The 13,862-nt window shown below is 50.6% G+C and carries 11 protein-coding genes and 1 pseudogene; 3 read left to right on the top strand and 9 right to left on the bottom strand.

Translation table 11 applies throughout. The features are described from left to right. Window positions 1-164: 164 nt before the first annotated feature. The 3 genes from adhP to BBW69_RS05210 all read right to left on the bottom strand — a co-directional run bounded on the left by adhP (window position 165) and on the right by BBW69_RS05210 (window position 1,894). On the bottom strand, window positions 165-1,211 hold the full coding sequence (adhP, locus tag BBW69_RS05215; protein ID WP_188210644.1) for an alcohol dehydrogenase AdhP: 1,047 nt from the start codon (window positions 1,209-1,211) through the stop codon (window positions 165-167). A gap of 128 nt (window positions 1,212-1,339) precedes the next feature. After that, a complete protein-coding gene (locus tag BBW69_RS10050) occupies window positions 1,340-1,465 on the bottom strand; it encodes a hypothetical protein (RefSeq protein ID WP_255489357.1) in 126 nt (41 codons plus the stop codon). A 42-nt stretch (window positions 1,466-1,507) separates the two neighbouring features. Further along, a complete protein-coding gene (locus BBW69_RS05210; protein WP_107959870.1) occupies window positions 1,508-1,894 on the bottom strand; it encodes a type IV pilin protein in 387 nt (128 codons plus the stop codon). 225 nt (window positions 1,895-2,119) lie between these two features. Between BBW69_RS05210 and BBW69_RS05205 the strand changes: the two genes are divergently transcribed. Further along, window positions 2,120-3,292: a MacA family efflux pump subunit gene (locus BBW69_RS05205; RefSeq protein WP_188210643.1), complete on the top strand. Its 1,173-nt coding sequence runs from the start codon at window positions 2,120-2,122 to the stop codon at window positions 3,290-3,292. A 72-nt stretch (window positions 3,293-3,364) separates the two neighbouring features. Beyond that, complete coding sequence (locus BBW69_RS05200) at window positions 3,365-5,299, top strand: MacB family efflux pump subunit (RefSeq protein ID WP_188210757.1); 1,935 nt, start codon at window positions 3,365-3,367, stop codon at window positions 5,297-5,299. Between the two features lie 113 nt (window positions 5,300-5,412). Here the strand turns inward: BBW69_RS05200 and BBW69_RS05195 are convergent, their stop codons facing one another. Beyond that, window positions 5,413-6,198 (bottom strand): DsbC family protein, encoded by a 786-nt coding sequence (locus BBW69_RS05195; protein WP_107859370.1) that lies wholly within the window; start codon window positions 6,196-6,198, stop codon window positions 5,413-5,415. Window positions 6,199-6,334: 136 nt separating this feature from the next. On the opposite strand from BBW69_RS05195, the gene BBW69_RS05190 reads away from it, so the two are divergent. Continuing rightward, window positions 6,335-8,524 carry a primosomal protein N' gene (locus tag BBW69_RS05190; protein ID WP_188210756.1) on the top strand — a complete coding sequence of 730 codons (2,190 nt, stop codon included), beginning with the start codon at window positions 6,335-6,337 and terminating at the stop codon, window positions 8,522-8,524. 45 nt (window positions 8,525-8,569) lie between these two features. On the opposite strand, the gene BBW69_RS05185 is transcribed toward BBW69_RS05190, so the two are convergent. The 5 genes and pseudogenes from BBW69_RS05185 to BBW69_RS05165 all read right to left on the bottom strand — a co-directional run. After that, complete coding sequence (locus tag BBW69_RS05185) at window positions 8,570-9,667, bottom strand: NnrS family protein (protein ID WP_188210642.1); 1,098 nt, start codon at window positions 9,665-9,667, stop codon at window positions 8,570-8,572. Beyond that, the gene (locus tag BBW69_RS05180; protein WP_188210755.1) at window positions 9,660-10,352 is read right to left on the bottom strand and encodes an ATP-binding cassette domain-containing protein; all 693 of its coding nucleotides are present in this window, start codon (window positions 10,350-10,352) and stop codon (window positions 9,660-9,662) included. The genes BBW69_RS05185 and BBW69_RS05180 overlap by 8 nt, the downstream gene beginning before the upstream one ends. Next, window positions 10,352-11,149, bottom strand: coding sequence for an ABC transporter permease (locus BBW69_RS05175; RefSeq protein WP_188210641.1), 798 nt, complete (start codon window positions 11,147-11,149; stop codon window positions 10,352-10,354). Before BBW69_RS05175 ends, BBW69_RS05180 begins: the two co-directional genes overlap by 1 nt. A gap of 219 nt (window positions 11,150-11,368) precedes the next feature. Beyond that, a complete protein-coding gene (locus BBW69_RS05170) occupies window positions 11,369-13,312 on the bottom strand; it encodes a DUF2075 domain-containing protein (RefSeq protein WP_188210640.1) in 1,944 nt (647 codons plus the stop codon). A gap of 36 nt (window positions 13,313-13,348) precedes the next feature. After that, window positions 13,349-13,540: pseudogene (locus BBW69_RS05165) on the bottom strand (CRISPR-associated protein Cas4); the annotation flags it as partial. Window positions 13,541-13,862: the final 322 nt, after the last annotated feature.

Raw genomic sequence — 13,862 nt, 5'->3', positions numbered from 1 at the left:
ACGGGTTGCAGAACGGTTGAATCTTGCCGTTCTTAATGACGTGTTGCGATACGGGTTTTCAGACGGCATTTCAAACAGAACGGATTAAAATCAAATCCAAATCCATAAAAAATGCCGTCTGAACAGCGTTCAGACGGCATTTCGATGTGTATCGCCACGTCAAATCAGTGGTGATGGCCGCAGCCGCATTCTTTTTTCATATCGATTACCATACGGCCGGTAATTTTACCTTCGCGCATTTCTTGGAAGATGGCAGGCGCTTCATCCAAAGCACGCAACTCGACTTTAGGCACAACCAAGCCTTCTGCGCCGAATTGGAATGCTTCTTCCAAATCTTTGCGGGTACCGACCAAAGAGCCGACCACTTCGATGCCGTCCAAGACCAGACGAGGAATGGACAGGTCCATAGATTCGGGCGGCAGGCCAATGGCGACGACGCGACCGCCTGCGCGGACGCAGTCCACAGCGGAGTTGAATGCGGCGGCGGATACGGCGGTAACAATGGCTACGTGTGCACCGCCGGTTTTTTCCTGAATCACTTTGGCGGCATCTTCTTTGGCAGCGTTGATGACTAAATCTGCGCCGCTTTCTTTGGCAAAAGCCAGTTTTTCATCGTTGATGTCGATGGCGACGACGTGTGCGCCAAATACTTTTTTCGCGTATTGAACCGCCAAGTTGCCCAAACCGCCTGCGCCGTAAATCGCAATCCATTGGCCCGGACGAACGCCGGAAACTTTAATGGCTTTATAAGTGGTTACACCGGCACAAGTAATACTCGAAGCTTGCGCAGGATCCAAGCCTTCTGGGACTTTGACCGCGTAATCGGCACTCACGATACAGTGGGTCGCCATGCCGCCGTCGGCAGTATAGCCAGCGTTCAATACAGAGCGGCACAAGGTTTCGCGGCCGGTATTACAGTATTCGCAAGAACCGCAGCTTTGGAACAGCCATGCAATGCTGACACGGTCGCCGACTTTCAGATTTTTCACACCGTCGGCAACCTCTTTAACCAAACCGATGCCTTCGTGTCCCAACACGCGACCCGGTTTTTCGCCGTAATCGCCTGCCGCAACGTGCAAGTCGGTGTGGCACACGCCGCAATACTCGACTTCCACCAACGCCTCGCCGTATTCCAGCGGACGCAGTTCGCGTTCAACAACTTCTACATCACCTGCTACATCTTTATTTACTACCACAGCATGCATTTTCATGATTGCGCTCCTTAGTTACGGTAAAAAAACCTGTAAACGGAATGTTGTCCGATATAAGGATAAGCATACGCTTCCGCATCTTGCGGGTCAAATGGTATGTTATTGAAAAATATGGATTATATGTTATATTATAACAACTGAGGAGATACGGCATCGTGGCGGTTGTCGGATGCGGGGGCGGCAGGTTTCAAGTTTGAAAAACCGGATGGGGCAAACCCGTAAAAATGCCGTCTGAACACAGTTTCAGACGGCATTTTTATAGATGGTTTAGGCACAATGCCGATTGCAACAGCCGGTCAGTCAAAGCCGGGGCAGGATTGGTTTGTACCAGAAGCGGCAATGATACCGCCGTCGTTGAGCGTAACGACGCAGGTCTCCCCATTGTTGGCTGTATTGGGGGTTGCCTCAAGGGTGAAGTGGTCGGAACTTACTTTGCCTAAAGTAATATCGAAGTATGTGTTTTGTTCCAATTTTGTTTGGTCGTAGTTTTCAAACGTTCCTTTTTGGCGGTAGAAATGTTCCATGGTCTGCGCGTTGTGCAGGAGGGTCGTCCTGACTTCCGTCAGTCGGACGCGCCGGACGTAGTATTGATAGGAGGGATAGGCAATGAGTGTGAGAATGCTGAGGATGACGATGACAATCATCAGTTCGGCCAGCGTGAAGCCTTTTTGAACGGTTCTCATGGCAAATGGTTTCCATCGGGTTGTTTGTCGGTGGCATTATACCGCTGTAAGGGAGATGGCGGTATATGTAAACAGATTGAAATTTTCTGGAAAATTATTTGCATAAATCATTAAAAACAAATATTTATTTATATTTTTGGCGCTTTGCTCACTGGGCGCGCCGGGGGGCTTGCGGTAGAATCCGTATCCGGTTTATAAAATTGCAGTACACAGAGAATTGAAAATATGGCAAAGATGATGAAATGGGCGGCGCTTGCTGCGGTTGCTGCGGCAGTTTGGGGCGGATGGTCTTATCTGAAGCCCGAACCGCAGGTTTCTTATATTACGGAAACGGTCAGGCGCGGAGACATCGGGCAGACGGTCTCGGCAACGGGTGAGATTTCGCCGTCGAATCTGGTATCGGTCGGTGCCCAGGCATCGGGGCAGATTAAGAAGCTTTATGTCAAACTCGGGCAGCATGTCCGAAAAGGTGATTTGATTGCGGTAATCAATTCGACCTCGCAGACCAATACGCTCAATATGGAAAAATCCAAATTGGAAACGTATCAGGCAAAGCTGGTGTCGGCACAGATTGCATTGGGCAGCGCGGAGAAGAAATATAAGCGTCAGGCAGCGTTGTGGAAAGATGATGCGACCTCTAAGGAAGATTTGGAAAGTGCACAAGATGCGCTGGCCGCCGCAAGGGCCAATGCCACCGAGCTGAAGGCTTTAATCAGGCAGACCAAAATTTCTATCAATACTGCCGAATCGGAATTGGGTTACACGCGCATTACTGCAACGATGGACGGCACGGTGGTGGCGATTCCTGTGGAAGAGGGACAGACTGTGAACGCGGTGCAGTCTACACCGACGATTGTCCAGCTGGCTAATTTGGATATGATGTTGAACAAAATGCAGATTGCCGAGGGTGATATTACCAAGGTAAAGGCCGGTCAGGATATTACGTTTACGATTTTGTCGGAGCCGGATACGCCGATTAAGGCGAAGCTCGACAGTGTCGATCCGGGACTGACCGCCATGTCGTTGGGCGGCTACAACAGCAGTACGGATACGACTTCCAGTGCAGTCTATTATTATGCCCGCGCACTTGTGCCGAATCCGGACGGCAAGCTTGCTATCGGTATGACGACTCAGAATACGGTTGAAATCAACCGAGTGGCAAATGTGCTGATCATCCCGTCGCTGACAGTCAAAAAACGCGGCGGCAAGGCGTTCGTACGCGTGTTGGGTGCGGACGGCAAAGCAGTGGAGCGCGAAATCCGGACCGGTATGAAAGACAGTATGAATACCGAAGTAAAAAGCGGTTTGAAAGAGGGGGACAAAGTGGTTATCTCCGAAATGACGGCAGCCGAGCAACAGGAAAGCAGCGAGCGTGCCATGCAGGGTCCTCCACGCTGACAGGCAGATATGCCGTCTGAAAACAGGCAGGCCGTTTCAGACGGCATTTATCATACTGATTTACGGAATATTATGAGTTTGATCGAATGTAGAAACATCAACCGCTATTTCGGCAGCGGCGAGAACCGCGTTCATGTCTTGAAAGACATCAGCCTGTCGATAGAGAAAGGTGATTTTGTTGCCATTATCGGGCAGTCCGGTTCGGGAAAGTCCACGCTGATGAACATCCTCGGTTGTCTGGATACGGCCAGTTCCGGTTCATATCGGATCGGCGGCCTTGAAACGGCCGAAATGAAGCCGGACGAGCTGGCTGCATTGCGCCGAGAACGTTTCGGCTTTATCTTCCAACGCTATAACCTGTTGAGTTCGTTGACGGCACGGGATAATGTCGGATTGCCGGCTGTTTATATGGGCGTGGGGGGCAAAGAGCGTTCCGTGCGTGCGGAGAAGCTTTTGCAGGATTTGGGTTTGGAAGGCAAAGAAGGCAACAAACCCGGAGAGCTTTCCGGCGGTCAGCAGCAGCGTGTCTCCATCGCCCGCGCGTTGATGAATGGCGGCGAAATCATCTTTGCCGACGAACCGACCGGTGCATTGGATACCGCCAGCGGTAAAAATGTGATGGAAATCATCCACAAGCTGCACGAAGGCGGGCATACCGTCATTATGGTCACGCACGATCCCGGTATCGCTGCCAATGCCAACCGCGTTATCGAAATCCGAGACGGGGAAATTATTTCCGATACATCGAAACAAACCGATATTCCCGCAGGCAGTGTAGAAAGTATCAAAGAAAAAGCTTCCTGGTCGTTTTATTACGGTCAGTTTGTCGAAGCCTTCAGAATGTCGGTGCAGGCGATTATGGCGCACAAAATGCGTTCGCTGCTGACCATGCTCGGCATCATCATCGGTATCGCTTCGGTTGTTTCCGTCGTCGCACTGGGCAACGGTTCGCAGAAAAAAATCCTTGAAGACATCAGTTCGATGGGGACGAACACCATCAGCATCTTCCCCGGGAGGGGGTTCGGCGACAGACGCAGCGGCAGGATTAAAACCCTGACTGTGGACGACGCAAAAATCATTGCCAAACAAAGCTATGTCGCTTCCGTTACCCCTCAGACCACATCAGGCGGTACGTTGACTTACCGCAATACCGACCTGACCGCTTCTTTGTACGGCGTGGGGGAACAATATTTCGACGTACTCGGACTGAAGTTGGAAACGGGAAGGTTGTTTGATGAAAACGATGTGAAAGAAGACGCTCAAGTCGTTGTTATTGACCAAAATGTCAAAAACAAACTCTTTGCGGATTCAGACCCGTTGGGCAAAACCGTCTTGTTCAGGAAACGACCCCTGACCGTTATCGGCGTTATGAAGAAAGACGAAGACTCTTTCGGCAATTCTGAAGCCTTGATGCTTTGGTCGCCCTATACGACCGTGATGCATCAAATTACCGGAGAGAGCCATACCAATTCCATTACCGTGAAAATCAAAGACAATGCCAATACCCAGGTTGCCGAGAAAGGATTGACCGAGCTTCTCAAAGTGCGGCACGGCACGGAAGATTTTTTTATGAACAACAGTGACAGCATCATGAAGATGGTCGAAAGCACGACCGGAACCATGAAGCTGCTGATTTCTTCTATCGCATTGATTTCGCTGGTGGTAGGGGGTATCGGTGTGATGAATATCATGTTGGTGTCCGTTACCGAGCGTACCAAAGAAATCGGCGTGCGCATGGCAATCGGCGCGCGGCGCGGCAATATCTTGCAGCAGTTTTTAATTGAGGCAGTGCTCATCTGCATCATAGGGGGTTTGGCAGGTATCGGACTGTCTGCAGCCATCAGCCTTGTGTTCAACCATTTTGTGACAGACTTTCCGATGGACATTTCCATCATGTCCGTTGTCGGCGCGGTTGCCTGCTCGACCGCCATCGGTGTGGTGTTCGGCTTTATGCCTGCCAATAAAGCAGCCAAACTCAATCCGATCGATGCATTGGCACAAGATTGAGGATTATTGAACAGAATGCCGTCTGAACCGGTTTGGGTTTGTCTTCCGGTTTCAGACGGCATTTCCCGTAAAAAAGGCTTGGAACACGGTTCCAAGCCTTTTGCGTTATAGGGTTATTTCTGGTTTTTGCGGATGATTTCCTCCAGCTGGGGCATGGGGCTGTAACCGCTTTGAGTGTGTCCGTTGGGGAAAACGACGGTCGGCGTGCCGTTGAATCCGAACTGTTCGCCCAAGGAAGTAGTTTCCGCAACTGGATTTTCACAGTCGCCGCTACCGCTCGGGAACTGACCCTTACGCATCCAGTTTGTCCATGCCTTGACAGGGTCGGGTTGGCACCAAAGGATTTGTGCTTTGCGTTCCGCATCCGGGTGGAGGCTGGCAATCGGCATCATGAAGTTGTAAATCGTGATGTCGGTCATTTTTTCGAATTCGTGTTCCAGACGTTTGCAGAACGGGCAGTCCGGATCCGAGAAGACGGCAACCTGCAGCTTGCCGCTGCCGCGAACCTCTTTAATCGCTTTATCTAAAGGCAGGGAAGCGAAATCAATTTTGTTCAAATCGGCCGCGCGCATATCGGTCAGGCTCTTGCGGGAATTAATGTCGATAAGGTCGCCGACAATCATATAGTTGCCCTGAGCGTCGGTGTAGATGATTTGTTTGCCGCTGATAACGACTTCGTAAAGCCCTTGAATCGGTGTTTCACCAACACTCAAGACTTTCAGGTCTTGGGCTTCATAGGCTTTTTCAAGGCGTGCTTTGAGGTTTTCGGCAACATTGCCCTGTGCCGGTTTTTGCGCGGTTGCAGGCGTTTGGGCAGCATTGGAAACTGGGGTTTGACCGCACGCCATCAGCGGCAGTAATGTCAACGCGGCGAGCGTTTTAACGAAAGTCTTTTGCATAGGTACAAATAAAGTGAGTGAAATTGGGCTATTCTATCAAAGCATGATATGAAACACATCCTGCCTTGTCTCAAATTATGGTCTGAAAATACCGTACGGCTGTTAAAATACGCAAATCTTGTTGGATGTTTCTGCCATGGTTTACCACCGCATCGCTGTAAACGTGCCGCTTTCAGACGGCCTTTTGACTTATTCCCATTCCGAGCCGCTGCCACAGGGAACGCGGGTGCTTGTGCCTTTCCGCAACAAGACTGTGGTCGGGATTGTGTGGGAAACGGATATTGCGCCGGATATGGATACGGCGCGGATTTTGAGTATTCAGACGACCTTTTCAGATGAGCTGCCGCTGCCTGAAAGCTGGCGTGATTTGCTCTCGTTTACGTCGCGTTATTACCACTATCCGACGGGGCAGGCGGTGTTTGCCGCGCTGCCGCAGGGTTTGAAGGAAACGCGCGCGGTGGAAATGCCGCAGCCGCCGTTGTTTTACGCGCTGAACGAAGCGGGCAGGGCGCAAACGCCGCCGCCGGCGCGGTTCAACAAAAAAGCGGCTTTGTGGAGTGCGCTGCTGTCGGGCGGGATGACGATGGCGGCGTTGAAGCAGGTGAACGCGCAGGCGGCAAAATTGATTGAGGATTGGGCGGAACAGGGTTGGATTGAAACGATGGAAGCGGCAAAGCCTGTATTGAGGCCGTACCACGGGCAGGCTTCGCACTCTGAATTTGTGTTGAATACCGACCAACAGAAGGCTTCCGATGAAATTCAGACGGCCTTCGGCAGCTTCCAGCCGTTTCTGCTTTACGGCATCACCGGCAGCGGCAAGACCGAAGTGTATTTTGATGCGATGGCGAAAGTGTTGGCGCAGGGGCGGCAGGTGTTGTTTCTGTTGCCCGAAATTAACCTCACGCCGCAGCTTTTGAAGCGGGTGGGAAACCGGTTTGCCGACGTGCCGACTGCCGTGTTGCACAGCCAGATGGCGGCAGGCAAGCGCACGCAGGATTATCTGCGCGCGATGTTGGGACAGGCGAAGCTGGTGATCGGCACGCGGCTGGCGGTGTTCACACCGATGGATGATGTCGGGCTGATTGTGGTCGATGAGGAACACGACGGCTCGTTCAAACAAGACAACGAATTGCGCTACCACGCCCGCGATTTGGCGGTGTGGCGGGCGAAGCAGAGCGGCTGCCCCGTTGTGTTGGGCAGCGCCACGCCCAGCCTGGAGAGCTGGCACAAGGCGCAAAGCGGCGCGTACCGCCTGCTGCAACTGACCGAACGCGCCCATACCGCCGCACAACTGCCGCAAGTGGACATCCTCAACGTAGGCCGTCTGAAACTCGACAACGGCTTCTCGCCGCAAGCCTTGCAGCTTTTGAAACAGAATTTTGAGGCGGGCGGCATGTCGTTGGTGTACCTCAACCGGCGCGGCTTCGCGCCCGCGCTGTTTTGCGGCGACTGCGGCCATACCTTCGGCTGCCCGAACTGCTCCGCCAAAATGGTGCTGCACCAACGCGCCCGCCAACTGCGCTGCCACCACTGCGACCACCGCGAACCCATCCCGTTCAAATGCCCCGACTGCGGCAACCAAGACCTGACCGCCGTCGGCCACGGCACGCAGCGCGTCGAAGAAACCCTGCGCGCCTTCCTGCCGAAAGCAACCGTTGTCCGCGTCGATAGGGACAGCACGGCGCACAAAAACGACTGGGCGGATTTGTACCGCCGCATCGCTGACAACGAAATCGACATTCTGGTTGGCACGCAGATGCTCGCCAAAGGCCATGATTTCGCGCGGCTCAACCTCGTTATCGTGTTGAACGCCGACGGCAGCCTGTACAGCGCGGACTTTCGCGCACCGGAAAGGCTGTTTGCCGAGCTGATGCAAGTGTCCGGCAGGGCGGGGCGCGCCGACAAACCCGGCAAGGTGCTGATACAGACCCAACTGCCCGAACATCCCGTCTTCGCCACCGTCAAAGCGCAGGACTACGCCGTGTTTGCCGAAAACGAATTGAACGAGCGGCAAATGTTCGCCATGCCGCCCTTCGGTTTCCAGACCGCCGTCCGCGCCGACGCGCCGCGCGTTGCCGATGCGATGGAGTTTCTCAACGCCGCCAAAGAAACCCTCGCCCCGCTTTTGCCCGAAAGCGTCTCCCAGTTCGGCGCCGCCCCCATGCTGATGGTGCGCCTCGCCGAACGCGAACGCGCGCAAATCTTCCTCGAATCCCCGTCCCGACAGGATTTGCACCGCGCCGTGAGTTTGTGGGTGCAGGTGTTGCAGCAAAACCGCGACGGCAAAATCCGATGGTCGGTGGATGTCGATCCGCAGGAGGCTTGATTATTGGCAATCTGATGCCGTCTGAAACCGTTTCAGACGGCATTTTTATTCCGGATCGTCTGTAAACGCATTCGCCCGAAAGATCGGTACGAACGTAAAGAGATAAAGCACAAACACGGCGACGGTCAGAATTGCAGGAATGGTGATGAAGAATATCGGGTTCACGTTCATTAAAACAGCGCGCGAGACGGCGGCGGCGAAGAGGATGGGGACGGCGATGCGGCAGAGTTTGGGGTAGTCGAGCTTGGTAAAGCCACTGTGCCACAGTCCGGCGGTTAGCCATACCATCATCACGCCGCCCATCATGCCGCCGAGGGTAATTAAGTGTAATGGGGCGGAGGCGGGCAGGTTTTGCAATTTCGCCGCGCCTGTCCACAAATAGCCTGCGGCGGCAAAAAGCTGGAGCAGGTAATAGGTGCGGACGTAGTGTTTGCGCAGGAGTTCGTGATGGTGCAGTTCGCGCAGCTTGGCGAGCAGGATAAAGCCGACGGCGAGCGCGGTAAAACCGGCGGTTTGCGCAGGCAGCCAAAGTTCGGCGGCGGCATGCAGCAGCAAGAAGGTGATGGCGATGTTTTTATAGACGACGTTGGGGATGAATACAGGATCTTTCAGACGGCATTCTTTGAGGGCTTCCGCACCTAGAAGGACGCTGACGCGGACGGATACGAACATGACCGCCGCCATGTTCAGATGCACTTGCGCGCGCAACAGGTTCAAATCGCCGTTGACGGCATAGGCCGTCTGAAAAACGGTAAACGCGGCAAGCAGCATCAGCAGGGCGAAATTGTCGGTATTGCGGTCGAGCCAAATCAGCCAGGCGCAGAACAGCAGCAATACCAGCCAATAGGCGGCGACGAAAAACGAGGCGGTTTGCGGAGAAAAGGGCAGTATGGTGGATGCGGCGAGCAGTAGTGCTGCCATCAAAGTAGAGACAGGTTTCAGACGGCCTTGATAGCCCGTCCAATCAAGCATGGCTGCAGTCAGGAAACCGCCGTATGCAGCAGGCAGCATGAGTTCTAAGAAGATTTGGCGGTGCAAAATGATGGCACTGGGGCTGATGAAAAACACCAGCGCGCCGAGTATGGCAAGTGCCGCCGCGCCGACGAAAAACGGCCGCATGGGGTGGGTAAAAAATTTATTCATAATAATGAATCCCCTGAAACTCCCTTGCCACCACGGCTTCTTCAAAAGCCGAATCGCGTTCGGACAGTGGCGTGGGCAGGGTTATCACGTTTTGCACGTTCATGCCCTTAGCGGAAAGCAGCATAATTTCATGGCTCAGGCGCGCGGCTTCGAAGCGGTCGTGCGTCACCAGCATACACGCCATGCCCTGCCGCTCGATTTTTTCCACCAGCATGGCGACCAAAATATCGCGCAAATCGCGGTCCAAACCGACAAACGGCTCGTCCAGCAAAGCAAGGTCGCAACCGCACAGCAGCAGGCGCAAAAACGCCACCCGTTTCGCCATGCCGCCGGACAACTCGGTCGGATATTTGTTCAAATCGCCCACAGTCAGCCCGACTTTCGCCGCCAGCGCGATGATTTCGCCTTCATCGGGTTTGTCCATAAAAATCGCGATATTCTGCATCGCGGTCAAGTTTTCCGGTAGGCGGTTTTCCTGAAACAGAAAACCCGTTTTACGAAAAGTATTGCGTATCGTGCCCGATTTCGGCGTTTCCAAGCCCGCAATCAGCCGCAAAACCGTCGTCTTACCACAGCCGCTCGGTCCGAATAAAGCCTTCACTTCGCCATGTTGCAGGTTCAAACTGAAATCGCGCACGATGGGGTCGCGGAGAATTTCAAAACGCACGTTTTCAAGACAGAGCATCATCTTCTCCACGGCATAAACAAAATTTCCAAAGGCTTGGTAATCAGGTATTCAAACAGCGACACAAACACGATAACCAACACCACATAAGCCATCACCGTCGAAGTCTCCAGCATCGCCCTCGCATCCGCAATCCGCGCGCCCACGCCTTCGCTCGCGCCCAAGAGTTCCGCCATAATCACCACCTTCACTCCCATCGCCACCGCAACACCAATACTGGAAATCACATAGCCCGTCAGATGCGGGATATACAGATAGCGGATTTTTTTCAGACGGCCTAATTTATAAGCGTCAAACAATTCCTCATACTGCTTGTTCACGCTCGCCATCCCGACCGCCGCACTCGCAAACGTCAGCGGCGCAACCAACACAATGATGGTAAACAACACGCTCGGATTGCCGAAACCGAACCAAAACAACGCCATCACCACCCAAATAATCGGCGGCATCGCCAACAAAACCGTAATCACAGGCTTGAGCAACGCCATCGCCGTCTTAAAACTGCCCGCTACCAGCCCCGCCGCCAATCCCGCCGCCAGCGCAACCGAAATACCCACTACCGACCGCCACAGCGAAATTCCGATTTCGTTTTCCTGAAAATGTTTCAATAAATCCAAAGACTTTTGAAACACCTCTACCGGCGCAGGCAGCATAAACTCACCAAATACGGCACTGCCCCACGCCCACAACGCCACCACCACCATCGCCACACTCAGACCGGCAAAGCCGCTCCAAAGGTAGTCGATGATGTAAAACACCGCAGGCTGCGGTTTGCGGATTTTGTCGGTTTTAATCATGGTTTGGGTGTTGGTTCATAGTGATGGTTTGGAGATGATAGGCTGTCTGAAAAGTTGGGTGGACAATCGGACAAACACCATAAGTTCTTTTCAGACGACTTTCTTATGCTCCTACTCCTTGATGCAGATAACTACCTTTGGTGGTGATATAGAACGTGTTTTGCAGTTTGCGTATGGGGAAATTCTTTAGGTTTTAATTTAAACACACTGTATTTACAGTTAAACCAATTCATCTATACCGATAGATTTTAAGTATTGATATGTCCCATCATAAAACTTTTTTTGACGAGTGTTATCATTTTCACTACCTTCCGGAATCCAGATTACCATGCCCTGCCTTGCTCTTGTTAATAAAACTCGATAAGCATTTTGGGTAAACTGTTTATCTTCTTCTTTATTGATATTTTGCCATTTGCACCCTTTAAAGGATTGGTAGTACCACTGGTTACCCTGATAATAGAAATTTTCTCCCCAAGCCAGACATACCCAATCAAGCTCAAGTCCTTGAACATCAAACTCTGTTGCCACATCTTCTAAAAAATAAGAGGAGCGCACATCATATTTGGGATTTAAAAACCAATTGGCTACGTTAATTTCACTTTTGACATGTACCCCCAATGCTTTCAGACGGCGTGCCCCAGATGAAGCCACCAAGCCATAACGCTCACTTCCTTTAGCTTGTGCCTTCACCCATGCTTTAGCCTTTTGCAGATCTCTTGTAAGTACAATAGGATAATTGCTTTGAATTTCTTTCCAAAGTGACTTAGCTTGCTCATCCATATCTAATAATGCGTGTACCCATGCCGAAACTTTTTCTGACCGAAACGAACGCACTGAAGTAGCTAGATGTAAATGGTTTTGCTCAACGCCTGTCGTAGATAACCAGTTTTTTATTGCAGTATCTTGTAAGTAATTGTCTTGATTGACAATTAAATTAGAATAATGCACCTGCCAATCTGGATAAGAAGCTTGTAAAGCTTGCATCCAGGCAATAAGACCCGCCTCTCCCGTGTTGATTTCTTGCCCTCCTCCAATCAAGCAAACAATTACACACCAATCTTGATGGCGATTCATTACCTCAATCAAAAATTCTGGTTCAGACTGATTAAAATTTGGCCGTCCACGCTTCTGGCTCATAAATTTACGGGTTTGATGTTGATTCCATGCACGTTGCGCCTCATCAAATACCACAACTTTTTCAGTTGGTGCCTGTGAATTTTTCAAATATTCATCTCTAAAGTGATGAATATTTTGAATGAATGCTCTAGTTTCTTTTAGTGCAGTTTCTTTTTTGATTTTATTTTTAATGGCTCTATTTCTTGCCAAAGCTTCTTGTAAAACTTGTACCAACGGGCCATTTCCTGATAAGAAAACAGCATGCTCATTTTCTGCTACTTTTAAACGCTGGTTAGCAATATTGAGTCCAGCCAATGTCTTCCCTGCACCTGGAACACCAGTAACAAAACAAATAGCTTTTTTATTCCCTTGTTTAGCTTGCTCAATAATGTTACTAATGCAATTAGTCGTAGCTGATAAATTTTTTGCACCAGCATCTGAACGCGTAATTTCTGCAACATCATGATTTTGATAAAGTGCTTGTGCCGCTTCAATAATGGTAGGTGTTGGTTTGTATGGAGATTGCTCCCAAGCTAAAACATCCATCAGACTGCTTGAATCATAAGGTTTGAAAAACTCATTTAAATTCTGCGCATTCAATAAAATTGCCTGATCTAGATTTTGTGCTGTCTGAAAATTATTTTCAAGAATTGGCGCTTTCTCTGCAATCAATATAGGAATTAAATTTGCATAATGACTACCTTCATGAAAATTTCGTAAGTCAAGCGCATAGTCAATTACTTGGTCAATGGCATGCTTATCATATTGTTCGCTGCCAATTTTAAACTCTAGCAAAAAAATCTTATCTCCAAGAATTACAATATTATCAACACGCTTCCCCATTCTTGGAATTGAAAATTCAAAATAAATATAACCAGTTAGTTCTGCTAATTGTGACTTTAAAATGGTAATTTGCCGTTCCCATGCATTTTGTTGCGATTTTTCTAGTGTTTGATAGCCATGATTTTTAGCTAATGTACCCAAAATATTTAAATCATCTTCTTGGATGAAATCAGTAATACTTTTACCATAATAAGCTCTTAACATAATTTATCTACCTAATATTAATATTAATTGTGTTTCTTATAAAAATAGTTCCTCAATATAATTCTTTGATCTATCCCGTTTTCCCAACGACTCCGGCTGGCAGATCTCTACCAGCAAACAAGCTTTGCAGCATTTGCTATATCCGGGCGGCGGGGTTTGTCTGCTTTCCAATAAGTTGCGGACAGCAGCGATGGTGGCGAGTGTTTGGACGCGCAGGCCGTCTGAAAAAAATAGGTCGGATACTCGTATCCGACAGCCCCGTTTTGCCAAGATATCAGGTTCAAGAACCCGACCTACGCTGCTGATAATGTCCTGATAGGCCGTTTGAAAATGACAAGGCAGATTTCATGGCTACTCCATTATTTTCAGACGGCCTCCCTCCTCGTTCGTTTAAGCCAAGAAGAACCCGTTATCCGGCAGCTTGCCGCCCAAGAGTTTCGGGTTGAACTGCATCAGGATTTCGTAAAACTTCAAAATCTCGTCCTTCACTTCGCTGCCTTTGGTTACTGTCAGCCGCGCACCGTCCAAGCCCTGACTCTTATACACATCT

Origin of the sequence: Neisseria sp. RH3002v2f (genome assembly GCF_014596375.1) — a bacterium.
GTDB lineage: Bacteria > Pseudomonadota > Gammaproteobacteria > Burkholderiales > Neisseriaceae > Neisseria > Neisseria cinerea.
This window is presented reverse-complemented; position numbering and strand designations above follow the sequence as displayed.

Excerpts from the sequence above, each read along its gene's own strand:
- BBW69_RS05210 (WP_107959870.1), bottom strand. The coding sequence starts at position 1,894 with ATGAGAACCGTTCAAAAAGGCTTCACGCTGGCCGAACTGATGATTGTC.
- BBW69_RS05200 (WP_188210757.1), top strand. The coding sequence starts at position 3,365 with ATGAGTTTGATCGAATGTAGAAACATCAACCGCTATTTCGGCAGCGGC.
- BBW69_RS05195 (WP_107859370.1), bottom strand. The coding sequence starts at position 6,198 with ATGCAAAAGACTTTCGTTAAAACGCTCGCCGCGTTGACATTACTGCCG.
- BBW69_RS05190 (WP_188210756.1), top strand. The coding sequence starts at position 6,335 with ATGGTTTACCACCGCATCGCTGTAAACGTGCCGCTTTCAGACGGCCTT.
- adhP (WP_188210644.1), bottom strand. The coding sequence starts at position 1,211 with ATGAAAATGCATGCTGTGGTAGTAAATAAAGATGTAGCAGGTGATGTA.
- BBW69_RS05205 (WP_188210643.1), top strand. The coding sequence starts at position 2,120 with ATGGCAAAGATGATGAAATGGGCGGCGCTTGCTGCGGTTGCTGCGGCA.
- BBW69_RS10050 (WP_255489357.1), bottom strand. The coding sequence starts at position 1,465 with ATGCCGTCTGAAACTGTGTTCAGACGGCATTTTTACGGGTTTGCCCCA.
- BBW69_RS05175 (WP_188210641.1), bottom strand. The coding sequence starts at position 11,149 with ATGATTAAAACCGACAAAATCCGCAAACCGCAGCCTGCGGTGTTTTAC.
- BBW69_RS05185 (WP_188210642.1), bottom strand. The coding sequence starts at position 9,667 with ATGAATAAATTTTTTACCCACCCCATGCGGCCGTTTTTCGTCGGCGCG.
- BBW69_RS05170 (WP_188210640.1), bottom strand. The coding sequence starts at position 13,312 with ATGTTAAGAGCTTATTATGGTAAAAGTATTACTGATTTCATCCAAGAA.
- BBW69_RS05180 (WP_188210755.1), bottom strand. The coding sequence starts at position 10,352 with ATGCTCTGTCTTGAAAACGTGCGTTTTGAAATTCTCCGCGACCCCATC.